The 23543-nt window shown below is 57.6% G+C and carries 21 protein-coding genes and 1 riboswitch; of the genes, 16 read left to right on the top strand and 5 right to left on the bottom strand.

Annotated elements, in window-relative coordinates:
- The first annotated feature begins 283 nt into the window (after window positions 1-283).
- The 3 genes from ACHZBS_RS06020 (at window position 284) to ACHZBS_RS06010 (ending at window position 2446) form a co-directional block, all read left to right on the top strand.
- A complete protein-coding gene (locus ACHZBS_RS06020; RefSeq protein WP_319405620.1) occupies window positions 284-829 on the top strand; it encodes a CD3072 family TudS-related putative desulfidase in 546 nt (181 codons plus the stop codon).
- A gap of 4 nt (window positions 830-833) precedes the next feature.
- Entirely contained in the window at window positions 834-1619 is a 786-nt protein-coding gene (locus ACHZBS_RS06015; protein ID WP_319405619.1) for an ABC transporter substrate-binding protein, read from the top strand.
- Window positions 1620-1765: 146 nt separating this feature from the next.
- A complete protein-coding gene (locus tag ACHZBS_RS06010; RefSeq protein ID WP_319405618.1) occupies window positions 1766-2446 on the top strand; it encodes an amino acid ABC transporter permease in 681 nt (226 codons plus the stop codon).
- Here the strand turns inward: ACHZBS_RS06010 and ACHZBS_RS06005 are convergent.
- Window positions 2367-3374: a DMT family transporter gene (locus ACHZBS_RS06005; RefSeq protein WP_319405617.1), complete on the bottom strand. Its 1008-nt coding sequence runs from the start codon at window positions 3372-3374 to the stop codon at window positions 2367-2369. The two genes, ACHZBS_RS06010 and ACHZBS_RS06005, sit on opposite strands and share 80 nt — an antisense overlap.
- Before the next feature lie 253 nt (window positions 3375-3627).
- Here ACHZBS_RS06005 and ACHZBS_RS06000 point away from each other — a divergent pair, with 253 nt between their 5' ends.
- Complete coding sequence (locus ACHZBS_RS06000) at window positions 3628-4542, top strand: UbiA family prenyltransferase (RefSeq protein ID WP_319405616.1); 915 nt, start codon at window positions 3628-3630, stop codon at window positions 4540-4542.
- A 32-nt stretch (window positions 4543-4574) separates the two neighbouring features.
- On the opposite strand, the gene ubiE is transcribed toward ACHZBS_RS06000, so the two are convergent.
- From ubiE to ACHZBS_RS05985, 3 genes are read right to left on the bottom strand one after another with little or no spacing between them, the layout of a single operon-like run.
- Window positions 4575-5390, bottom strand: a complete 816-nt coding sequence (ubiE, locus tag ACHZBS_RS05995) for a bifunctional demethylmenaquinone methyltransferase/2-methoxy-6-polyprenyl-1,4-benzoquinol methylase UbiE (protein ID WP_319405615.1) — start codon at window positions 5388-5390, stop codon at window positions 4575-4577.
- Complete coding sequence (gene ubiG / locus ACHZBS_RS05990; RefSeq protein WP_319405614.1) at window positions 5359-6096, bottom strand: bifunctional 2-polyprenyl-6-hydroxyphenol methylase/3-demethylubiquinol 3-O-methyltransferase UbiG; 738 nt, start codon at window positions 6094-6096, stop codon at window positions 5359-5361. Before ubiG ends, ubiE begins: the two co-directional genes overlap by 32 nt.
- Complete coding sequence (locus tag ACHZBS_RS05985) at window positions 6093-7427, bottom strand: FAD-dependent oxidoreductase (protein ID WP_319405613.1); 1335 nt, start codon at window positions 7425-7427, stop codon at window positions 6093-6095. The genes ubiG and ACHZBS_RS05985 overlap by 4 nt, the downstream gene beginning before the upstream one ends.
- Window positions 7428-7795: 368 nt before the next feature.
- Between ACHZBS_RS05985 and ACHZBS_RS05980 the strand changes: the two genes are divergently transcribed.
- The 6 genes from ACHZBS_RS05980 (at window position 7796) to ACHZBS_RS05955 (ending at window position 14357) form a co-directional block, all read left to right on the top strand.
- Window positions 7796-8242 carry a CGGC domain-containing protein gene (locus tag ACHZBS_RS05980; RefSeq protein ID WP_319405612.1) on the top strand — a complete coding sequence of 149 codons (447 nt, stop codon included), beginning with the start codon at window positions 7796-7798 and terminating at the stop codon, window positions 8240-8242.
- Window positions 8243-8333: 91 nt separating this feature from the next.
- On the top strand, window positions 8334-9641 hold the full coding sequence (locus tag ACHZBS_RS05975) for an ArsB/NhaD family transporter (RefSeq protein ID WP_319405611.1): 1308 nt from the start codon (window positions 8334-8336) through the stop codon (window positions 9639-9641).
- Window positions 9638-10510 carry a hypothetical protein gene (locus tag ACHZBS_RS05970; RefSeq protein ID WP_319405610.1) on the top strand — a complete coding sequence of 291 codons (873 nt, stop codon included), beginning with the start codon at window positions 9638-9640 and terminating at the stop codon, window positions 10508-10510. Before ACHZBS_RS05975 ends, ACHZBS_RS05970 begins: the two co-directional genes overlap by 4 nt.
- Before the next feature lie 460 nt (window positions 10511-10970).
- Entirely contained in the window at window positions 10971-12521 is a 1551-nt protein-coding gene (locus tag ACHZBS_RS05965) for an acyl-CoA carboxylase subunit beta (RefSeq protein WP_319405609.1), read from the top strand.
- Between the two features lie 17 nt (window positions 12522-12538).
- Entirely contained in the window at window positions 12539-13687 is a 1149-nt protein-coding gene (locus ACHZBS_RS05960; RefSeq protein WP_319405608.1) for a sodium ion-translocating decarboxylase subunit beta, read from the top strand.
- Window positions 13688-13700: 13 nt separating this feature from the next.
- Window positions 13701-14357, top strand: coding sequence for a hypothetical protein (locus ACHZBS_RS05955; protein WP_319405607.1), 657 nt, complete (start codon window positions 13701-13703; stop codon window positions 14355-14357).
- On the opposite strand, the gene ACHZBS_RS05950 is transcribed toward ACHZBS_RS05955, so the two are convergent.
- Window positions 14354-14617, bottom strand: a complete 264-nt coding sequence (locus ACHZBS_RS05950) for a hypothetical protein (protein WP_319405606.1) — start codon at window positions 14615-14617, stop codon at window positions 14354-14356. The genes ACHZBS_RS05955 and ACHZBS_RS05950 overlap by 4 nt on opposite strands.
- Before the next feature lie 95 nt (window positions 14618-14712).
- Between ACHZBS_RS05950 and ACHZBS_RS05945 the strand changes: the two genes are divergently transcribed.
- The 6 genes from ACHZBS_RS05945 to ACHZBS_RS05920 all read left to right on the top strand — a co-directional run bounded on the left by ACHZBS_RS05945 (window position 14713) and on the right by ACHZBS_RS05920 (window position 23519).
- Window positions 14713-15135, top strand: a complete 423-nt coding sequence (locus ACHZBS_RS05945; RefSeq protein WP_319405605.1) for a biotin/lipoyl-containing protein — start codon at window positions 14713-14715, stop codon at window positions 15133-15135.
- Window positions 15136-15237: 102 nt separating this feature from the next.
- On the top strand, window positions 15238-16707 hold the full coding sequence (locus ACHZBS_RS05940; protein WP_394707968.1) for an SLC13 family permease: 1470 nt from the start codon (window positions 15238-15240) through the stop codon (window positions 16705-16707).
- Between the two features lie 347 nt (window positions 16708-17054).
- The gene (locus tag ACHZBS_RS05935; protein ID WP_319405603.1) at window positions 17055-17753 is read left to right on the top strand and encodes a DUF2293 domain-containing protein; all 699 of its coding nucleotides are present in this window, start codon (window positions 17055-17057) and stop codon (window positions 17751-17753) included.
- Window positions 17754-17870: 117 nt separating this feature from the next.
- Complete coding sequence (locus tag ACHZBS_RS05930; protein ID WP_319405602.1) at window positions 17871-19835, top strand: radical SAM protein; 1965 nt, start codon at window positions 17871-17873, stop codon at window positions 19833-19835.
- Between the two features lie 116 nt (window positions 19836-19951).
- The gene (locus ACHZBS_RS05925; RefSeq protein ID WP_319405601.1) at window positions 19952-22549 is read left to right on the top strand and encodes a PAS domain S-box protein; all 2598 of its coding nucleotides are present in this window, start codon (window positions 19952-19954) and stop codon (window positions 22547-22549) included.
- Between the two features lie 165 nt (window positions 22550-22714).
- Window positions 22715-22807: riboswitch (cyclic di-GMP riboswitch) on the top strand.
- Between the two features lie 109 nt (window positions 22808-22916).
- Entirely contained in the window at window positions 22917-23519 is a 603-nt protein-coding gene (locus ACHZBS_RS05920) for a hypothetical protein (protein WP_319405600.1), read from the top strand.
- Window positions 23520-23543: the final 24 nt, after the last annotated feature.

Raw genomic sequence — 23543 nt, 5'->3', positions numbered from 1 at the left:
TTCAGTTTGACTGTTCAGCGGTTACATGTTTTCTCACCTCTTATTTCTCTTTCTCCGGAAAATCCATGAACCCCTATTGCCTTCCATTTACCTGAGTGGAACCGATCAGTGCCGGCCAGTTGGGTCATGCTCAGGAACTAAGCCGCGATCGACGAACCTAAGATGCGGGCGGGTGCAGGTGACCTGAACCGTTTATCCCCCATCCATCGATGAATGCTGTCTATTTTTAACCGGCTCCGTCGGGGACTGCGGACGTCGTTGTTAATCCCTCAAGGAGGTATCATTGAAAAGAAGCCATCGAATCATCGTGGTGAGCCATTGCCTGCTCAACGCCAATGCGAAGGTCAGGCCTTTGGCGCTTTACCCGGGCGTTCTGCTCGATGCACTCGGGTCATATATCGAACAGGGGGTGGGAATCGTTCAGCTGCCCTGTCCGGAATCGTCGTACCTGGGCGTCAACCGATGGGGCATGAGCCGCGAACAATACGACCATCCCCGTTTCAGGCGCCATTGCCGCCACATTCTCACTCCGGTCATGGACCAGTTGGCGGCTTATCGTGATTCAGGATGCGATATTATCGGTGTGGTGGGGGCAGACGGCAGTCCCAACTGTGGGATCCACCGGGTACCGTTGGGGCTGGCCGGAGGTGTCATCGGCGCCATGGGGCCGGTAGAAAACCAGATCGGCGGTTTGCGCTCAGCAGAGGGCACGGGCGTCTTCATGGAAGTGGCAAGGCAGATGCTGGCCGAACGGAATATCGGGACAACCTTTATGGCCGTGGATGAGAATCACCCCGGAAAATTAATAACCCAATCAAAAGGAGATTAACCCAATGGAGTGGACCGCAAAACGCATGTGGATGGTATGGATGGCGTCGACCCTCGCCGTGGTGGTCATGGCATCCGAACTGCTGGCCGATGATACCTCATGGGAGGCCGTGAGCGCTAAAAAAGAGCTGGTGGTGGGCTTCTGCGCCCAGTACCCGCCCTTTGAAAGCAAAAAAGAAAACGGCCAGTTCGAGGGATTTGACGTAGACTTGGGAAACGCCATCGGACGGGAACTCGGGGTCAAGGTGGTTTATAAGGACGGTGAGTGGCAGGGTTTGATCGCCGGCATGAAAAAGGGCGACTACGACGTGCTCATCACCTGCATGGGCAAGAATACCGCAAGGGAGCAGAACGTCAATTTCAGCGATGTGTATTTCGATCTGACCGAAGTGATCGTGGTCCACAAGGACGAGACGAAAATATCATCGGTGACCGACCTTTCAGGCAAAACGGTGGGTGCCCAATTCGCCACCAGCAGCGAAGAAGTGGTTGACGGCATGGCCGACCGATTCAGGAGCATCAAGAAGTACAACTACACCACCGAAGCGTTCCTGGATCTTAAATTCAAACGCATCGATGCGTTGGTCTGCGGCCTGGCCTATGCCGTCGTTCAGTTCAAGAAAGACCCTTCCTTCAAAATCGTGGGTGAACCGCTCCATTCAACGGAAATCGTCATGGCCCTGCCCAAGAACGCCGATGCGCTTACCGCCAAAATAAACGGCGCCATGGCTAAACTGAATGCCGACGGTACCTACAAGAAAATCTACGATACCTGGATCAGTCTGGATTGAAGGTTGGCGCAATAATCAGTTCCGCGCTCTTCAGGGTTGAGGCGCCCGCCTGGCAAGACGCGGAAACCTGACGAACAGTTGTTCTGTTTCATGATTGCTCAATACTTTCTTTAAGGACCCATCCCTGAGCTCCAGGCGGTTTTCCCATGAACGATTTCCAACTATCCATCATCCTGAACAATCATCGTGAGCTGTGGACCGGTGCCATGATCACCATCAAGATCACGGCGGTCTCCTTTGTCATTGCCCTTGCCATCGGCATGGTGGTCGGCATCGCCCGTTCGCGTCCCGGGTTTCTCAGGTGGATCTTCACTCCCTATGTTGAGGTTTTCAGGGGAACGCCGCTGCTGATCCAGCTTTTCTTCATTTACTATGCCCTGCCGGCCACCGGCATCACCATGGACAATTTCATGGCGGCTTATGTGGGCATCGGCCTGTGCGGCGGGGCGTATATTTCCGAAATTATCCGGGGGTCCCTGTACAGCGTGGAAAAGGGGCAGGGAGAAGCGGCCCTGTCTTTGGGGTTCTCCCCGGTTCAGACCATGATTCATGTCATCCTTCCCCAAGCCATGCGGGTGGCGATCCCGCCCCTGATGAATGCCTTTTCGGCTCAACTCAAGGAAACCTCCCTGGTATCCGTGCTGGCCATCAACGAACTGACCCGCTCCGGTCAGATGGTCTATTCCAGAACTTTCAGGCCTTTTGAAATATATGTGGCCGTGGCCATTCTCTATTTTGTTATGACCTTCAGCGTATCCTTGTTTTCAAGGCATCTGGAGAAGATGTTCCATGTGGGAGGGCGGCTTTCAGCCGACCAGCGGGTTTAATGTTCACAGCTGTCGGAATCTCCCGATTGAACAAGGCCAGGGCATTGCCGGCAAGGATGACGACAACACCCGCCACGGCGGGCAGCGACCATCGATAACCCTCGACTGCGGTGGAGATGATCAGGGCGATAATCGGAAACAGCAAGGTGGCGTAGGACGCCCGGTCCGCACCGATTTTGCCCACCAGCGTCAGGTAGCAGCCGAAGGCGATGACGGAGCCGAACAGGGCCAGGTAAAGCAGGGAGACGATATAGGGCGCGGTCGGATCGAAGGTGAAGGGTTTTTCCGCGATCAGGGCCAGCGCCAGCATGAGCAGCGTCGCGTAGGCCATACCGTAGGCGTTGGTCTGGACCACGGGCAGGCCGTGCCGCTGGTTGCGGGCGGAGAGGATGTTGCCGAAGGAGGCCAGAAGGGTGGCGGCCATGCTCAGTAAGAACCCCTTGAATCCGTCGTCGGCCAGGCTGAAGCCGGACAGTTCGGGCCAGAATACCAGGCCGATACCCACGATTCCCAGGCCCGCACCGCAGATCACGGTCGCCCGCACGGGGGTTTTCAGAAAGATGCGACCGTTGAGAATGTTCCAGAAGACGATGGTGGAGAACATCACCGCCACGATGCCGCTGGTCAGGTGCACTTCGGCGAGGTAGAACAACCAGTAGTTGACCGCAAACAGGCAGGCGCCCTGGAGGGCGATGAACAGGTGGTCGCGGGTGGTAAATCGCATGTTCAGCCCCTTCAGGAAGCACCAGAGGATCAACAGGACCGTGGCCAGGCAGAACCGGTAGATCACGGATATCAGCGGATCCACTTCGCCCAATTGGAATTTGATCCCCAGCCAGGTCGATCCCCAGATCAATACCGTAGCGGCATAAAGTGACAGGTTCCTGATCACGTCGGTTTCCTCTTCGTTTCCTGCGCCCGCTTTCACGGCAGATGAAACACCCCCTCTATCACTTCCCCAGTATCAGATACAGATGCAGAACTAAAAATAAAACCGCATAACAGAAGGGATGCCCCCCCGTTTTCAGACAATAAAAAACAGGTTTGCTTCGGCTTGAAATTGACAAATTACCGCGATTCTGACAAGTTGCACCGATCCGGAAATCCGAACTGCCGGCAGTCCGATTTTGCATCAACCCATTCGAACCTGCATTGCGACGCCTATGACCTTTGATGCCATCTTGACCCATCCACGACTGAAGCTGTTTCTGGCCCTGTCCCGCACCCCCCACGGGATTATCGACATCGCCACGCCGGCGTTGGCCGCGCTGCTGTGCCTGGGCCATTTTCCCCCGTTCTTTACCACCCTGCTGGGGCTGGTCACCGTTTTTGCCGGATACACCGCCGTATATGCCCTCAACGATATAGTGGACTACCGTTCGGACAGGGAGAAGGTCAGTGCGGGCGGTTACGGGGACGGGGAGGATTACCTGGACGGTGTGCTGGTTCGGCATCCGCTGGCCAAGGGAGTGCTGACCCTTCCCGAGGGCGTGCTGTGGGCCGGAGGATGGGCGCTGGTGGCCATGATCGGGGCATGGCTGCTCAATCCGGTGTGCTTTGCCATTTTTCTGGCCGGCGGACTGCTGGAGGCGACCTACTGCCTGTTATGGCGCGTGACGCCTTTTCGGGCACTGATCAACGGCATCGTCAAATCACTGGGGGCAGTGGCTGCGGTTTATGCCGTCACCCCGCAGCCGTCGATCATTTTTCTCATCGTCCTGTTTGCGTGGATCTTTTTCTGGGAGATCGGCGGACAGAATATTCCCAACGACTGGACCGACATCGAAGAGGACCGCCGCTTCAAGGCCAGGACCATCCCCGTGAAGCTTGGACCGGCAAGGGCCGGCATGCTGGCCATGGCCTGTCTGGTGGCCGCTTTCTTCTTGACTTTCCTGCTGGTGTGGGTCTCACCGCTGGCTTTCGGTACCCTCCACCTGCTGGCGCTGGCAGGTTTAGGCGTCTGGCTGCTGCTGTTGCCGGTTCTCAGGCTGGTCAACGCCAACGACCGCAGCCAGGCCATGAATCTTTTCAACAAGGCCAGTCATTTTCCTTTAAGTGTGTTTGCGGTGGTGTTGGTCCGTCTTCTCTTTTTTTAAGTTGATCGATGGCATCTTGAAGCCCATTCTACTTAACGCTTGATTCCCACATGCGCCACACTGATCCCGTTGGTCATCGCTTTCCAGCGCACGTCGCCCAGCCCGACGTCCGCCAGCATGTGCGCCAGCTCGTCGGGCAGGGGAAACATGCGGATCGTCTCGGGCAGACAGGCGTAAGATTCGGCCGAGCCCGCCAGCAACTGGCCCAGGGCCGGCATGATATTGAACGAGTAGAAATCATAGAGGCTGCGGAACACGGGATTGGTGGGCTGCGAGAATTCCAGGCAGAGGAAGCGTCCGCCGGGTTTGAGTACCCGGACCATCTCGGAGAATCCCTGTTTCAGGTGGGTGAGGTTGCGGATGCCGAAGCCCACCATGGCGCAGTCAAAGGTGTTGTCGGGAAAGGTGATGCGTTCGGCGTCTCCCTGGATGTAGCCGATGTGGGCGAGTGCGGGGAAGGGGTCGATCTTGTGGCGGCCGGCCTGGATCATGGCGAAGTTGATGTCGTAGATTACCACCTGGCCTGCCGGGCCCGTGCGTCGGGCCGCCAGGATGGCCAGGTCTCCGGTGCCACCGCACACATCCAGCACCTTGTGACCCCGCCGGACGCCGAGCATGCGCACGGCGGACCGTTTCCAGGCATGCTGAATGCCGAAGCTGAGCAGCGAGTTCATGAAATCGTATTTGGGGGCCACCCGGTTGAAGTGGATGCGCACCGCCTCCACTTTCTTCTCCTCCTCAAACTCGCGGATGCCGAACCGGGCTCTGCCGGTGGCGCGGATGTGATCGTCAAGCTGCTGCTGCCGCCTTTTCTCGTCAAACCATCGTGGATTGTCCCAGAGGGCCATGGGTTTCCTTTCTGAAGTGCATCAGATAATTCATGCGCGTGCTGCGGCAAAGGGCCGCGTAGCCGCCAAAGGGAATATATCGCAGGCCGGACAGATTCTGTACGCTCAGTCCGGCCCGTGCTCCCCATTGCATCAATTCTTCGGGTTTCACCAGCTTCCGGTATTCGTGGGTGCCTTTTCTGACGATGCCCATCACACGCTCGGCGGCAACGATCACCAGCAGCCATGACAGCCAGGTTCGGTTCACCGTGGCGAAAAAGAGATCCCCGCCGGGCTTTACCAGGCGGGCGCAGGCCTCGAGTATGGATGCCGGCCGGGGCACGTGTTCGAGCAGTTCCATGCAGACCACCACGTCGTATCCTCCCGGGCGTTCGTCGGCCAGTGCTTCGGCCATAATCTTCCGGTAGTCGATCGCCAGGCCGCTGTCCTTCATGTGCGTCCGGGCCACAGCCAGGGATGCGTCGGCCATGTCGATGCCGGTCACCCGCGCCCCGTGCGAGGCCAGTGCTTCGGACAGCAGTCCGCCGCCGCAGCCCACATCCACTACCTGCCTTGCCGCCAGCTCGGTCCGGTCGCGCACATAGGCCAGGCGTACCGGGTTGATGTCGTGCAGGGCCTTGAATTCGCCGCGGCGATCCCACCAGATGTCGGCCATGGCCGAAAAACGGGCGATTTCCCCGGCGTCGATGTTTTCGGTCGGGTTCACGGTCTTGTGCCCTCCGCCCGCCGGTCATCCCAGTGCATCGCCCCTAAAATAGCCTTGATGGCCGCATCCTGCAACAGGCCCTGGGGCCAGGGGATGGTGCGCCGGTTGACGAAAAACACATCGGTGAGGTCGCTTTGTTTCTCCAGGACCAGGTGGCTGATGGTCTTGCCGTTGAGGTGGGTGAGGCTCACCCCGTGGCCCACGCAGCCCAGGCTGTAGACTATATTCCGGTCGCCCGCGTACCCCAGCGCCGGGGCCATATCCAGGGGAACGGAAACCGGGCCGCCCCACTGGTGGGTGAACCGGATGTCTTTAAGCGCGGGGAACAGTTCCCGTACATCCTTTCTCAACCCCTCGAAGGTGGCCTCGTTGCGGTCTTTATCCATGTCGAATCCCCTGGTGAGGGAGACGTCCCGGCCGCCCATGAGCAGGCGGTTGTCGGCCGTCAACCGATAGTAGTGCACCAGGTTGCGGGCGTCTTCGATCCCCTGGCGGTTGCGCCAGCCGATCTTTTTGAAATGGGTTTCGGACAGGGGTTCGGTGAGCACGATATGGGTCCACACCGGAATCTGCTTCCGCCGCAGCCGGGGGAAGAAGTGTGACCAGGCATTGGTTGCCAGCACCGCTTTCTCTGCCCGGACGCGACCTGCCGGGGTGTGGATAATCACCTTGCCGCCGCCTTGACCTATTTCGGTCACCGGGGTGTTCTCATAGATCTGCACCCCCATGGGCTCCAGCACATCCCGCCAGCTCCAGGCCAGTTTGGCCGGGTTGAGGATGCCGCAGCGGGGTTCCCACCAGGCGCCCAGGTACATGTCGCTTTTCACCTGCCGGTCGAGCTGGTCTTTTTCCAACCAGTGGATGCCTTCCAGCCCCAGCCGGTGGGCCAGTTCGATCTCTTCAAGGATTCGCCGCCGGTAAGTTCGGGTGGTGGCCACGCGCAGAAAGCCCGGGTGCTCATAGTCGCAGTCCAGGTTCAGTTCCGCCACCAGGTCCTGCAGCAGGTCCACGGCCTTTTCCATATAGTGGTGGGACGCTCTGGCCTTTGCTTTGCCGAACCGGATCGCCGTGACCCCCAGGGTGAGGCCGAACAGGGTCATGTTGAAACCCCCGTTGCGTCCGCTGGCCCCGAAGCCCACCACCTGGCTCTCCATGATGGCCACCCGCAAACCGGGCTCCGCCTTTTTCAGATGGTAGGCAGCAGACAGCCCGGTGAATCCGCCACCCACGATGGCTACATCTACGTCAAGATCCATTTCCAAAGGGTTCCCCGGACGATAGTCCCGCGTGGCCAGCCAGTAGCTTTTCTCTCTGAAATTCTCCTGTTTCATGGATAAGACCTCCTGTTCCTTGAGACAATTGTTTCCGGCGTAACGCGGGAAGGACACGACGGACAGACCTTCACTTACCCTTGGTGCGTTAGATCGGATTTTATCACAGCATGGGCGGTCCAGCGTCAAGATAAAAAATTGGCTAATTGTTCTGCGTAGATTTCTCCGATAAAGATTTTTGGATGACCGATTTGAGGGATGAATAGGGGATCGTGGTTTCTATCGTCAACGAATTTATGCTCGAAAAATCTTGACCGCAATCCGAAAAATGGGTAACCCTCAAACAATCCCTTCTTTTTCACCCGATATTCAAAAGGCTGCCGGCTGCGGCACGAAGCGACAAACAAACCCATGGAATAGGAGCGAACATGAGCGGAACAACCAAAATAGGTATTATCATATGTGATCGCTACCGCCGTTGTGCCGGCGGAAAATGTCTGCGGGCGTTGAAAAACAGGGAAGGTGCGTTCAGCATTTACACCGCCACTGAGGTGGAATTGGTCGGATACACTTCATGTGACGGGTGTCCGGGCGGCAATATTGAATATGCCGGCGAAGAAATGCTGAAAAATGGTGTGCAGGTTATTCACCTGGCGACCGGTCTGGTCGTTGGCTATCCTCCTTGTCCATACATACATACATTTAAAGACTTCCTCGAAAAACGCTATGACGTGAAAGTCGTGGTTGGAACGCATCCGATTCCGAAGAAGTATCTCGACATGCACACGCGCCTGGGGTCGTGGGAGGATTCCTCATGGAAGCCAATTCTGGCACCCACCATGGCGGATGACGCGACGCGTTTGGATTACAACTGAACCGGTGAAGCCTATTTTCAATCACCAGCCGAGGGCTGGCCACTTACGCTGCTGAAAACATCACTGCCCTGTCTCCATACTCGGAGCGCCTATGGGTCCGGATGCGTTAATCGCAATCATCGTCTTTGCAGCCGTCTATGTGCTCATCGCATTTGAATGGCTGAACAAGGCGATAGCTGCCCTGCTGGGGGTGATGGCCCTGTTGATCCTGGGGGTGATCGACGAACATGCGGCGGCAGGCTTTATCGACTATGAAACCATCATGCTTCTGATCGGCATGATGGGGATCGTCGCCGTGCTTAAAAAGACCGGCTTCTTCGCCATGATCACCGTCCGAATTGCCACGCTTACCGGTGGACAGCCCCTGCGGATTCTGATTCTCTTTTGCGCCGTCACCGCGATAATCTCGGCCTTCCTGGACAATGTCACCACCGTGTTGATCATGGTCCCCATCATCATCGAACTGACCCGCGGCATGGGCCTGGATCCCAAAATTTATGTGGTGGCCTTGGCCATGGCCTCCAACCTGGGTGGAACGGCCACCCTGGTGGGTGATCCGCCCAATATCATCATCGGTTCCAAAGTGGGGCTGACATTCAATCAATTCGCCGGCTATCTGTTCATCCCGGTGGTGCTCTCCACCATCGGCGTCATCGCCTATTTCTGGGCTTCCAACCGGGACAGCTTCAAATCCATCAATGGGGATCTGACCAAACTTTTCTCCGTCCAACTGCTGATCGAAAAAATCGAGTTCGATTTTCTGACCGTCAAGATCGACAGGAACTTCCTGCTCAAAAGCCTTATCTGCCTGGGGGTGGCCCTGCTGCTGTTTGTCACCCAGACAGTCACCGGCCTGTCGCCGGGGGTGGTGGCGTTGACGGTCGCCATGATCCTGTTCGTCATCACGCGAATGGAGATCGAGCATGTCCTGCTGGAGATCGAATGGAGCACCCTGTTGTTTTTTGCGGGCCTGTTCATCCTGGTGGGGGCCATGGAGCAACAGGGTGTCATCGAATGGCTGGCCCGCAACATTTTCCTGCAGGCCGGCAGCAATCCCTATGTCATGACCCTGATGGTGCTGTGGGTGTCGGGGATCGTTTCGGGGTTTATCGACAACATCCCCTTTACCATCACCATGATCCCCATCGTTCAGATGATGCTCACCGCCCATGCCGTCCCCCATCACATCTTATGGTGGGCGCTGTCTCTGGGTGCCTGCCTGGGCGGCAACCTGACGATGATCGGCGCCTCGGCCAATATAATTTCCGCGGGCCTGCTTAAAAAGTACGGCCATGAAATCTCTTTCGGCGAATACCTGCGCCACAGCGCTCCCGGCGCGATTCTCTCTCTTTCGATCTGTTCCCTCGTTCTGATGGGCTATCTATGGATTTTCATATGAAAGCGCCAGCCAATCAGACCCTGTATAATTTGATCCGGGCCTACATGGATGCCCTGGGCACCTCCAGAACCACGGTTGTGGCGCTCAAGTCCTACATCGATGCCGTCGGAAGACTCGATTGCGCCGTTGCCGATTTCAGGCCCATGCTGGAAGGGCTCAACGCAATAATCAAAAACACCGAGCCCAAGGTAATCCCCCTGGTGCATCTGATCGAAGCGTTCGAGGCCGAGATGGCATCTCTTGGCGGCCTCTCGCTCGAGGCGGCTAAAAAGCGGGCGGCCGACATCCTGACCCAGAAACTCCAACAATTTGAAAGCGCAACCGGCCAGGTCACCGTGCACTGCATGAACTGCATCGCACCGGACGATCTGATCATCGTCCACTCAATTACGGCCTATATTCGCAATGCCCTGGTTCGTGCCCATACGGAATTGAAGCGCACATTCCAGGTGCTGGCGTTGAAACAGGATTTTTTCCGGACCAAGGAATTGGTCAATGACCTGGAGCGCCATCGGGTCGATCACCTCCTGATTCCCGAATATAATCTAAGCCATTATCTGAAATCCGCCGCCAAGCTGTTTATTGGCGCGGTTTCCGTAACACCGGACCATCAGGCGGTTACGGGTGTCGGCACGGCCAATGTGGTCAGCCTGTGCCACTGGTATCACGTGCCGGTCTATCTGTTCGTCGAATCGATCAAATTTGCGCATCAATCCCTGCCGGATCAGCATATTTACAATGAAGAACAAGATAAAACCGAAGCGGACTTCACCTTTCATATGAAGACTTTCTCACATGATTTCATAGACCTGGCCATGGTCGACCATGTCGTTACGGAAACGGGCGAAATCGCAAGGCCGACCGAATAGACATTTAAGCAGTCCTACGGGCTCCGATAGGCAGGTATAATCGGAACCGCCGGTTCCATAAAACAGGTTTCCAGCCGCACGATCTTTTCAGCGTAATACGGTCCCGATTTGTCAGACCGTTAATTTCCCTTGGATTCAATCCGATATCCGTCCCCGCTTACCTGGAAGTAAAAAATGGCACAGTCGATGCTCGTTGAATTTGCTGCAAAATTAGTCTGTTTTGAGCCGATGGATCTTGATGGCCTCGTAAAAAGTTTCCGATGTGTCATTCCCGCGAAGGCGGGCACACGCAGTGAAGCTTTAGCGCTATCTATAACTATTTGAATCTTATGGATCCCCGCCGCGGGGATGACAATGAATCTGAGATTTCGACTTTTTACGATTCCATCAATCTTGATGAAAACCTAAAAAGACGAATTCATATCATCCGATAGGTCACAACCCTTCCAAAGGAGACCTCATGGGTTCCAACGAACTGCTCGAAATCCTCATTCAGAAAAGCAACCAGGCCCTGGCCGGCGGCGGAGAAGCCCGCATGGCCAAACAGCATGCCGCCGGCAAATTATGCGCCCGGGAACGCATCGACCGGCTGCTTGATCCAGGCAGCTTCATCGAAATGGATCGTTTCAAGACCCACCGCTGTGTGGATTTCGGCATGGATGCGGAGAAAATTCCGGGCGACGGGGTCATTACCGGCCAGGGGCTGATCAACGGACGCCAGGTCTTCGTGTTCGCCCAGGATTTTACCGTTTTCGGCGGTTCCCTTTCCCTGTCCCATGCGGAAAAGATCTGCAAGGTCATGGACACGGCCATGAAGGTCGGTGCGCCGGTGATCGGACTTTGCGATTCCGGCGGGGCCCGCATTCAGGAAGGGGTCATGAGCCTGGCCGGTTATTCCGACATTTTCCTGCGCAACGTCATGGCCTCGGGGGTCATTCCCCAGATTACGGCCATCATGGGGCCCTCGGCAGGCGGGGCGGTCTATTCGCCGGCCCTGACCGACTGGATTTTCATGGTGGAAAAAACCGGCTACATGTTTATCACCGGACCGGAGGTGATCAAGGCGGTCACCCGGGAATCGGTCACCAAGGAAGATCTGGGCGGGGCCATGGCCCACAACACCGTCAGCGGGGTGGCCCACTTTGCCGAGCCGGACGATGCCGCCTGCCTGGAACGGATCCGGGAGCTGTTAAGCTTCCTGCCCTGCAACAACATGGAGGAGCCTCCCCGCCGGCCTTCGTCTGACGATCCCGAGCGCCGGGACGAGACCCTGCGCGACCTGGTGCCGGCCGACCCCAACAAACCCTATGACATCCGTGACCTGATCCGTTCGAACCTGGATGACGGAACCTTTTTCGAGGTGCAGGCCCTGTACGCCAGGAACATCGTGGTGGGGTTCGGCTGCCTGGGGGGGGCGACGGTGGGTATCGTCGCCAACCAGCCCCTGGCCATGGCCGGCTGCCTGGACATCAACGCCTCGGTCAAAGGGGCGCGTTTCGTGCGTTTCTGCGATGCCTTCAACATTCCCCTGATCGTCTACGAGGACGTACCCGGCTTCCTGCCCGGGACCCACCAGGAGCACGGCGGCATCATCAAGCACGGCGCCAAGCTGATTTATGCCTTCTGCGAGGCCACGGTGCCGCGCATCACCGTGATCACCCGCAAGGCCTATGGGGGAGCCTATTGCGTGATGAACTCCCGTCACATCCGCGGAGACCTGGTGCTGGGTTTCCCGACGGCCGAGATCGCCGTCATGGGGGCTGAGGGCGCGGTGAATATCATCAGCCGGGAACAGATTCAGGGCGCCGCCGATCCCGAGGCCGAGCGCAAGCGGCTGGTGCAGGAGTACCGCACCAAATTCGCCAACCCTTACAAAGCCGCCGAACTGGGCTACATCGACGATGTCATCGACCCGGCCGACACCCGGCCGCATCTGATCAAGGCCCTGCGGATGCTCAGCACCAAACGCGACGTCAACCCGCCCAAAAAGCACGGCAACATTCCGCTATAATACAAGGAAAACGGACCATGTCGTGGGAACAGGTCATGGAGCTTATTGTAAGTATTCTGACGACCCAGTCGGGTCTGCCGAATCTGATGTTCAAACAGGTGATCATGATCGGGGTGGCCTTTTTCTTTCTCTACCTGGCCGTGGCCAAGCGCTACGAACCCCTGCTGCTGGTGCCCATCGGCTTCGGCATCTTCCTGGTCAACTTTCCCCTGGTGCCCCTGATGGGGTTCAGCGAGCACGGAACCCCCGAGCTGATCCGGGTTTTCTACAAGTACGGGGTCGAGTGGGAAGTCATTCCCTGCGTGATTTTTCTGGGGCTGGGGGCCATGACCGACTTCGGCCCCCTGATCGCCAACCCCAAGACGCTGATCATCGGCGCCGGCGCGCAGCTGGGGGTCTTCATCACTTATATCGGCGTCCTCTTTTTCGGCTTCACCCTCAAGGAGGCTGCCTCGGTGGGCATCATCGGCGGGGCCGACGGTCCCACCACCATTTACCTGACCGCCAAGCTGGCCCCCCACCTGCTGGGCGCCAACGCCCTGGCCGCCTACTCGTACATGGCCATGGTGCCGCTGATCCAGCCGCCCATCATGCGCCTGATGACCACCCCGGCCCAGCGCCGCATCCGCATGCGGCAATTGCGGGTGGTCTCCGCGCGGGAAAAAATTCTCTTTCCCCTGGTCGGCTCGATCCTGATCATCCTGATGGTGCCGGCCGTGGCGCCGCTGATGGGCATGTTCATGTTCGGCAACTTCATGCGTGAATGCGGGGCGGTCAAGCGTCTTTCCGACACGTCGCAAAACGCCCTGATGAACATCGTGACCATTTTCCTGGGCCTGTCGGTGGGGGCCACCATGGCGGCGGAGAAGTTCCTGACGCTCAAGCCGCTGCTGATTTTCAGCTTCGGCCTGCTCGATTTCGTGGTCTGCACCTTCGGCGGCATCCTCACCGTGCACATCATGAACCTTTTCGTCAAAGAGAAGATGAATCCGCTGATCGGATCGGCCGGAGTGTCGGCGGTGCCCATGTCGGCCCGCGTCTCCCACGCCGAAGGGTTGAAAGCCGATCCCGACAACTGGCTGATCATGCATGCCATGGGGCCCAACCTGGCCGGGGTGATCGGATCGGCCGCGGCGGCCGGCATGTTCATCGCCATGTTTCAATAGGAGGAGGCCCGCCATGCGAACCGTGCGCAAAAAAAGCAAACTCCGGCTGTCCCTGGTCGTTGTGACGATGCTTCTTGGCTGGTGCGTCAGCAGCCATGCCACCGGTCTCTTCTCCGCCGGAGACGTGGAAAAGCCCAACCCTGAATTTACCCGGAGCGGGAATCGGATTGTCGCCAAATTCATCCCCCGGGCCAAAAGCACCAGCGTGACGGTCGAATTCCAGGTCACGGAAGGCGGGACCCTGGCCGGCGTCAAAGGCGTCGATTTTGCCACCGTTGACCGGCCCGACGTGGACATCAAGAATTTCAAGTCCGGCGCCTTTGAGATCGGCATCCGTGATGTAATCCCGGGCGGCACGGCCACGGTGGCCATCCGGTCGGACTTCTTCAGTCTGTCGACGGCCTTTTATGTGTTCAACCCCAAACGGACGGAACCCTGGATCAAAGATGCCCAGAAGGAAAACCGCGTGCTCGAGCAGCGGGTGCGGGAACTGGTCGTCCAGGTGCGGGACGGCGGCGACCTGGATGCCGACGGTGCGGCCGACGGACAGATCCGGCTGGTGGGCGGTCCCCGGGATTCGTTCTGGGGCTATGCCCTGGGAACGCTGTTCATCCGGTTCTTCGGCATCTTCTTTGTCCTGTCGCTCCTGATGATCGGCATGCTCGCCTAGGGTTGGATCTTTACCCTGCTGGACCGGATTCGGGGCGGCAGGGTTGCCGCCGGGGAGGAGAAAAAAGCGCCGGCGGCAGTACCTCCTGCGGCGACCGCTTCGGCCGGAGGATCGGGCCGGCCGGCGGCTGTGCCCGATACGGTGGTTGCCGCCATCGGAGCGGCCCTGTACCTGCGGGACACGGCTTCCCGGATGGCGCCTTCCCCCGTACCGCCGGATACCGGCACGGCCTGGACCCTGCAAGGGCGCCAGCGGATCATGCAGGACCGGCTGGCGGTATTTCGCCATGGGGGGAGAAAGAAAGAAAAATAAGGTCCGGGGATCATTACTACAATGACAAAAAAGGGATATGAGGATGCAATACCAGCTTAAGATCGGTGATCAGGATTTTGCCGTAACGGTGGAGGCACAGCCGGCAGCGGGCCTTCGGGTGTCGGTCAACGGCACCCCTTATGATGTGACCATTGTCCAGGATGCCTCTTCCGCGCCGCTGCCGCGGGTGGCCGTTGCTGCGCCCGTCCGTGAACCGGCACCGGCTGAATCCGCACCCGGGACGACTGCCGTTCAGGGCGCGGTCCTGGCCCCCATTCCGGGCCTGATTTTAGAGATCAAGGTGCGCGTCGGCGATCCGGTTCAGGTCGGCCAGACGGTGGCCGTGATGGAGGCGATGAAGATGGAAAACAACCTGACCACCCACCTTTCCGGCGTGGTCAAGGAAATTCTCGTTCAGAAAGGATCGGAGGTCGCCACGGGGGATGCGGTCCTGCGTATCGGATAATGGTAAAAAAATCTAAAAAGCGAGTTATTACAGTGGCTACAACAATTGGATGGGATGACCCGAACAAAAAAAGCATCCATTTAACTGCGAAGGAGAAGTTTCGTGGTGAATACCGCCTCAGCCGCCGCCATCGACAAAAGTGAGATCAAACGCTGGGTTTTTCTGCTGCTCGGCATCGGTCTTTTTGTGCTGACGTTTTACTCTCCCCCCTGGCCCGATGCCATCGACCCGGCCGGCAAGCACTTCGTCCTGAGCCATGAAGGCAAAGGCGCCCTGGCGGTCTTTTTGCTGGCCGGCACCTGGTGGGTGTTCGAAGTGCTGCCCATCGGTGTCACCGGCCTGGCTATCGGCGTGTTCCAGACGCTTTTTTTCATCCGGCCGGCCAAAGATGTTTTCGGCAATTTCATGGACCCTTCGGTATTGTTCATCTTCGGCTCCATCGTCATCGGCCAGGTGTTCACCAAGACGGGGCTGACCCGGCGCATGGCCTATACGATGCTCTCGGTGGTGGGCGAAAGAACCTCGATGATTTACCTGGGATGTTTCAGCGTAACGGTCGTTCTGACGCACTTCATGGCCCATACCGCCGTGGCGGCCACCATCTATCCGCTGCTGCTGGCTATTCACGGTCTGTATGCAGGGGATAACGCCAAGACCCGCTTCGGTAAAGGGTTGTTCATCGGCATGGCCTACGTCGCCGGCGCCGGCAGCATCGTCACCCTGCTGGGTGCGGCGCGCGGTGCCGTGGCCATCGGTTTCTTCCGGGACATCGCCGGTAAAAGCATCAGTTTTTTTGAATACAGCTACTACTTTTTCCCCGTGGGCTGGCTGATGATGCTGCTGATCTGGGGGCTGATCATGATTCTGTGCAAACCTGAAAAAGCGACCATCCCGGGATTGAAGCAGAGGGCCCGGCAACTCAGGACCGAAATGGGACCGCTGACCCGCAACGAGGTGATGGCCACGTCGATCATCCTTACCTGCGTGGCGGTGCTGGCCCTGCAATCCTTCTTCCCGCCGCTGGCCAAACTGAACAAATCCGCTATCCTGATTGTCACCACACTGCTGTTCTATGTTCTCAACATACTCGAGATTTCAGATCTGGAGCAGATTCCCTGGAACATCATTCTGCTATTTTCCGGCGCCATGAGCATGGGGCTGTGTCTGTGGGAGACCCAGGCCGCCAACTGGCTGGCGGTCAACTGGCTGGCCATGTTTAAAAACGCCAACTGGTTCGTCTTCGTGATGAGCATCGGCTTTTTCGTCATGATCATGACCAACTTCATCATGAACGTGGCGGCCATCGCCATCTCGCTTCCCGTGGCCCTGGTCATCGCACCCTATCTGGGCGTCGCCCCGGAGGTGATCTTCTATGCCGCGCTGGTCACGGCCGGCATGCCGTTCATGCTGCTGATCGGTGCCGCACCCAATGCCATTGCCTACGACTCCAATCAGTTCACCACCGTGGAATTCTTTATCTATGGCGTTTACGCCAGCATCATCCTGATGGCGGTCCTGGCCTTTGCGATTTATTTCTTGTGGCCGATGATGGGGATGCCGGTGAAACTGTAACCCTGACCGTCCACAAACGGGATCTTCCGACATAGGTCAGCACTCCCGTTAAATTGGAATTTTCGTCAGTGGGTTAATGCACATTCGCTCATGACGTTCTTAAATACCTGCTAAAAGCCATTTAGCCAAACCTGCTTCAAAACTCCTCCATCCCCTAAAACTTCTTGACCGGAATCCGGAAAGTGGGTAACGCTCAAGCGACTCAACATTTTTAGGTTCCCATTGTGATCTGGCTATAGAAAACCTGGCCATGCGGGCCGATAGCCGATACGGTATTGCGGGTTTCCCTCCTGATTCCTATGGCGGTGCCTGAGCAGCTGAAACCCTTCTGCAAACCCAGGATAGAGATGAAAAAAAAAGAAGAGTTAAAGGTGTTTATTTCATCCTCGGATTCCTCCTGCGGTGAGTGTGGTGAGAATGTGGGGTGCGGTGCCTGGATCACCCTGGCCGAAGAAAAAGGCGCCCTTTGCCTTTCTTGTGCAGACCTCGACCATCTCGTCTTTCTGCCTTCGGGAGACGCGGCACTCACCCGGCGTGCGCGAAAATACTCGACACTGGCTGCGGTCGTCTTAAAATGGACGCGAGCCCGCAAACGATATGAACGGCAGGGATTGCTCGTGGAGGTGCAGGCACTGGAGCAGGCTGAGAAAGATTGCCTAGCGGACTTCGAGGTCAGGGAAAGACGGCGGGCGCGGGAAGCCATCCGGCGGGAGCATCTGGATCGTGACTATCTGAACCGTTTTGCCATGCGGGTGTGCGAGCTTTTCCCCGGGTGCCCTGCCGGAAGGGATGCGGTCATCGCCGAGCATGCCTGCCTCAAACACAGCGGTCGGATCGGTCGCTCGGCGTGGGCCAGGCGCTTCGATGAAGGGGCTGTCCGCCTGGCGGTCGTTGCCCATATCAGGCACGTGGAGACGCCGTACGATGAGCTCTTGATGATGGGGCACGATCGCGGGGAGGCACGCAATATAGTGACCGACAAGGTCGATCGGATTCTGGAGCAGTGGGCGGCACCGGTAACCACCGGACCGATGAAACCGGATTGACACGAGAAGAGGCCGCGATAGCGAACCCGAATCGAATCTTATAGACGGTTTCAATCTGCAAAAATCGAATAGCCCCTAAAAAAAATGGCCTTAACCGTTTAGGCTCCGGATCAGCCAATGACCATCGCCCTGATCTATCCACCGGCCTGCGACCCCACGGCGCCTTACCTTTCGGTGCCACTGCTGACGGGTCATCTGCGCAGTCATGGCATTTCGGTTTTACCCGTGGACGCTAACGTGGAGGCGTTCGATGGCCTCCTCAGGCAAGCCCCGCTGTCAACCCTGGCCCGCCGGGTGGAAAAGCGCCTGGCGCGGTTGCTGCGTAAATCGGTGTTGGGGCATACCGACCAGCTGCTCTTCCTGCGCCTGACCGATGTATTCCCGGATCTCGACTGGGTGCCGTCAGCCGTCGAAGATGCCGTGGCGGTCCTGCGGGATCCGACGGGGCGTCGTTTTTATGATCCGGTCCACTATGAAAAGGCCGTTTCCACCGTCATGGCCGCCCTGCGACTCGTCAGCGCCGCCTACAGCCCGTTGAGCATGGATTTTACCTCCTACCGGACCCCGTTTGCGCTGCTCTCCGAAGCGCAGATCCGGTCCGACGCCCGTCCGGAAAACGACCCTTTTCACGACTACTTCAGCAAAACGCTGTGCGACCGGCTGGCGGCAGCGGACGTTAAGCTGGTGGGCCTTTCCATGGCCTTTCCCGGACAAATCCAACCCGGCTATTCCCTGGCTTACGCGCTCAAAGCCCGATTTCCTCAGCTGCACGTCAGCATGGGCGGCCCCGCGGTGACCCAGCTGCTGGCGCGATTTGACGATGCACGGATTGCCGACATGCGCGGTCCCTTCGATTCGGTGGTGCTGTTTGAAGGCGAAGCGGCTCTGCTGGACCTGGTGGGCATGCTGTCCGCCGGCCTTAACCCGCCGCCGGTGATGCATGGAAACCAGGCTGCGGACCTTGCCGGTCTTGCTCCGCCGGATTTTGACGGCCTGCCGCTGGAGAAGTATTTTTCCCCCGAGCCGGTCCTGCCCTACGACCCCACGCGCGGATGCTACTGGGGAAAATGCGCCTTCTGCCATTACGGGCTGAGCTGCCGGGGAACAGCCGCCTACCGCCAGCGCCCGGTGGCCGAGGTGGCGACCCACCTCAAACAGATGTCGATGCGCTGGGGCTGCCGCACCGTCTACCTTTCCCAGGATGCCTTCGCACCGGCCTTCGCCAGGCAGGTCGCCGGAGCCCTGAGTGAGATCAACGCAGACATACACTGGGGGACGGATATGCGCCCCGAGGCGTCCCTGACCCCCGATTGTTGCCGGGAGTTGAAGGCCGGCGGCGCGCTGAGCGTGGCGCTGGGCATCGAATCGGCCTCACCCCGGCTGATCCGCCTCATTGACAAAGGGGTTGGCCTGGCGGATATGTCGACTGCGGTCCACAACCTCGCCACGGCAGGCATCGCGGTGGAGGCCATGTGCTTTACCGATTTTCCCACGGAGACCCGGCCGGAGGCGCAGGCTACCCTGGCCTGGATCCGCGCGTTGCGGAGCGAGATAGCGCTGTTCATCTGCGGCCGCTTCGGCCTCAGCCATGGTTCGCGCGTGGCCGCGGAACCGGATGCGTTCGGGATCGAAGGGATCTGGCACCTGAACGGCGATAACTGGCAGACGGGATTGTTCTACCGCGAGCGTCGGGAAACGAAAACCGCGGACGACAGGGAAACCATCGACCGGCACCTGGATGACCTGTCGGCAGGGTGGTGGCTCCATGACTACCCCTGGGCGGGGGCTCTGTCCACGGCCCACAGCCTGCTCTATTACGCCGCGCTGGGGCCTGATGTTTTCAGGCGGTTGGCCGGTACCCGCCGAAAGCCAGCCCTGCCGAAAAAAAGGACCTCGCTACCGGGATCCTACGATACCCGCCGCATGGCGGAGACGGCGTACCGCAACGAGGCCGATATCTGGGACCGCCTCATCCACCATCTGTGCGCCGTCAGCCCGGCGCTTTACGCCCAGTTCGCCACTGCCCTGCCGACCGTTAGCACGCCGGGCAAGGGCAGATCTTTCAGCGCCCGCCGGCAATGATTTGCCGGTGATCCGGTTGAAGTATCAAGGATTCAGCTTATACAGGGAGGCGGGCACCGCCCAATAAGGCCTTTGTCGCAGCGGATCTTTAAATCATCAGCTTCGAGATTAATACCATGCCAAGCGATTCCGACAGACCTCAACCATCCGCGGGGAACCACCGGCTATTTGCCGACCAGGTACAAAAGCAGTACGAACACACCGGCTTCGGCACCGCGGCGACCCTCATCAACGGGATGATTCTGGCTTTCGTACTCAGAGGTCATGTCCGGAGGATGGAGTTGATCGTCTGGCTGGTTTGTGCGGTGATGGTCAGCGCGCTTCGTCTGGTACTGAACGGCCTCTACCGCCGATCCCCCACCAAAACGTCGAACCCCCAGAAATGGAACGCCGGGTTCCTTGCCACCCTCTTCCTGTCGGGGGTGCTGTGGGGATCGACCGCCATTTTCCTGTTTCCCTCCGATTCATTCGCCCATCAGGCGTTTATCGCTTTTGTCTCCGGCGGCATGGTGGCCGGCGCCATCGGAGCATTTACGGCTGTACTATCGGCTTTCTACCTGTTCAGCATTCCGGCCCTGCTTCCGATATGTTTCCGGTTTTTCATGCTTGGCAGCGACATTCATATCGCCATGGGGGCCATGGTTCTGCTCTTTCTCCTGATCAATATCCTGACAGCCACCCGGATGCATAAGGATATCCTGGCCCTGCTCGCGCTGAGATACGAAAGAAGCGCGCTTATCGCCGACCTGCAGCAGGAAGTCGATCAGCGCAAGGCCGCCCAGGAAGACCTGCGCCGGCAAAAGGAGCAGGTTGAAGCCATCGTCATAACGCGTACGGATGAATTGGCGCGTGCGAACCAGCGGCTGCGGGCCATCATCACCTATGCACCCCTTGTCATCTGGGCCATTGACCGGGAGGGCGTACTGACTTTTTCCGACGGCAAGGGAATGGAAAAAATCGGCTTTACACCCGGAAGGGTGGTGGGAAAATCCGTACTCGAATTGTTTGCCGATAACAGACCCATCATCGATATCACGCAACGCGCAATCAGCGGCGAGTATATTTCCGACACCATCCATTTCAAGGATGTCTTTTTCGAAGTGCGTATTCAACCCATAACGGACGCCGGCAGCCGGCTGACCGGAGCCATCGGCATCGCCCTGGACGTGACCGAGCAAACGTTGGCCAAAGAGGCCCTGCGCAAAAGCGAGGAAAAATTCCGGGACCTGGTGGAAAACATCAATGATGTGATTTATGCGGTCGACCGGCAGGGGATGGTTACCTATGTCAGCCCGGTGATTGAATCGATATCGGGTTTTCGAGCCAGTGAACTGATCGGGAAAAATTTTTTCGACTACATCTGCCCGCAGGATCGGGCGCGCCTTAAAAATGATTTTGCCAGGGCGTTGGAGGTTAACCGCGGACCTGAAGAATATCGATTTTTTGACAAGTCCGGGGAAAACAGGTGGTGTCGGGTAAGCTCGCGACCTGTCCTGGAAGGAGATGAAATTACGGGGATTCAGGGCGTTCTGGCCGATGTTACCTGGTCAAAGCGTCTGGAGGAGCAGTTGACGCGCGCCCAGAAGATGGAAGCATTGGGGACCCTGGCAGGCGGCGTGGCCCATGACCTGAATAACATCCTAAGCGGAATCGTCAGCTATCCTGAATTATTGCTGATGGATCTGCCCCAGGACAGCCCGTTGCGGCGACCGCTGGCCACCATCAAAAAATCAGGTGAAAATGCCGCCGCCATCGTTCAGGACCTGTTGACGCTCTCCCGCAGGGGGGTCTCCACGCTCGAATTGCTGAACTTGAATCACATTGTCACCGACTGCCTTGAATCGCCCGAAATTCAGTCGATGATGCGCCTTCATTCAACGGTTCACCTGTCAACCCACCTCCAGTCCGATCTGTTCAATATCTACGGTTCCTCTATTCACGTTTTCAAATCATTGTCTAATTTAATTTCCAACGCCGTTGAAGCCATGCCCAAGGGCGGCCGCATTGAGATCACCACCCGCAACCGCTATGCGGACAGTGTTGTTGCCGGGTTTGATACCGTAAAAGAAGGTGAGTACGTGGTCCTGTCCATTGCCGATTCAGGGATCGGGATTCCGGAGAGCGACCGAGCCAGGATTTTTGAACCCTTCTATACCCGGAAGGCCATGGGACGGAACGGATCGGGGCTCGGCATGGCTGTGGTTTGGGGAACGATCAAGGATCACCATGGCTATATTGACATCCACAGCGAGGAGGGCCAGGGGACGCGTTTTGACTTGTTTTTTCCGGCCACGCGGGATCAATTGCAAAGAAGCCGGAAACCGGAGACGTTATCGGATTTTGCAGGCAACGGCGAATTCATCCTGGTCGTCGATGATATTCCGGTGCAGCGCGAGATCGCCACCCGCATCCTCGAACGCCTGGGCTATCGCTGCGAAGCGGTTGCCAGCGGTGAGGAGGCGATCGAATTTCTTCGCACCCGTACGGCTGATCTGGTGGTTCTGGATATGATCATGGCGCCGGGAATCGACGGGTATGAAACCTATCGCCAGATCAGAAGCATCCGTCCGGAGCAAAAGGCCATCATCGCCAGCGGTTACTCGGAAACCGAACGGGTCCGGGAGGCCCAGGCAATGGGCGCCGGCAGCTATATCAAAAAGCCCTATACCCTTGCGGCCATCGGCAAGGCCATTAAGGAAGAACTGCAACGGTAACCCATGCGTTCCCCCGGTGTTCTTAACTTGTGAGCATGCTTTCATTTGCGCCACGGAAGTCGTTGTGCATCTGCAATCTTACCAACCTCCCTCGACCGTTTCCGGAAGACATCCATTGCGCTGAAACTCTGCTATTGACTATTGAAACCCAACCTTTTAAACAGAACCGAGCGAGGGCAAACCGTTCGAAAGGGCGGGACGCAAAGCCGACTGGCCTGTAGTCCGGATTCATGCGGATATGGCAGCAGGGTTGCAGCAACAGACAATCCGAATTCTTCCCTCCTGCCAGCACCGGCTTCGCTATTTGCCTTTCTTTACCATCCCGACGGGTTCAATGGTTCTTACCTAAGCGAAAAAAGGGGGCTTAATGCTTGAAAATTCAATTCTTTTAGAAGCGCAGCATCTTCGTATCGATCTGACCATGCTTTTTCAGCAAACCATTGACGAAAGCTTATCGGCGTTGAAAATCAAGTTGGATTGGGAGATCGAGCAGGAGATACGGGAGCGAATTTCCGTTCTCATTTTCGACGAGATCGTCAACGATATGCCGATGGTTCCTTATCTGGCCGTATGGGAGGATGGCGCCAATGAAATTGTGCATGCCTATATGAGCCCTAAAATTGAAAGCCTTTGCGAATATACGCCATGGGAATTGAAGCAGACTGGCTTTATCAACATCGTCAGGGGCGATATCCTCAGCTTTTACCGGGAAAACAACGGCGTGGAAGAAAAGGTGAATCGGATTGCGGAAGCCAAGGAAAAGCGGGTGGCCGGTTTTCTTGAAAACAGAAACTGGGAAGGGTGTTACAAGATAGAGAAAAAAGGTGGCCAACGGGTATGGGTTATCGACCGCTCCACGATCACCCGCTTCAGAAACACCACCAACGGCAAAATTGTTTGCCTGTCGAGCGGTATTTTACTGGAAACCACGGAACTGCTCGAAAAACGGGAAAAGGGGGAGATTCATTAAGCACGATTGTTCATACAGCGAAAA

Source organism: uncultured Desulfosarcina sp., from assembly GCF_963664155.2.
Taxonomy (GTDB): Bacteria; Desulfobacterota; Desulfobacteria; order Desulfobacterales; family Desulfosarcinaceae; genus Desulfosarcina.
Note: the sequence above shows the minus strand (reverse complement) of the source record. Positions and strands in the feature narration are given on the sequence as shown.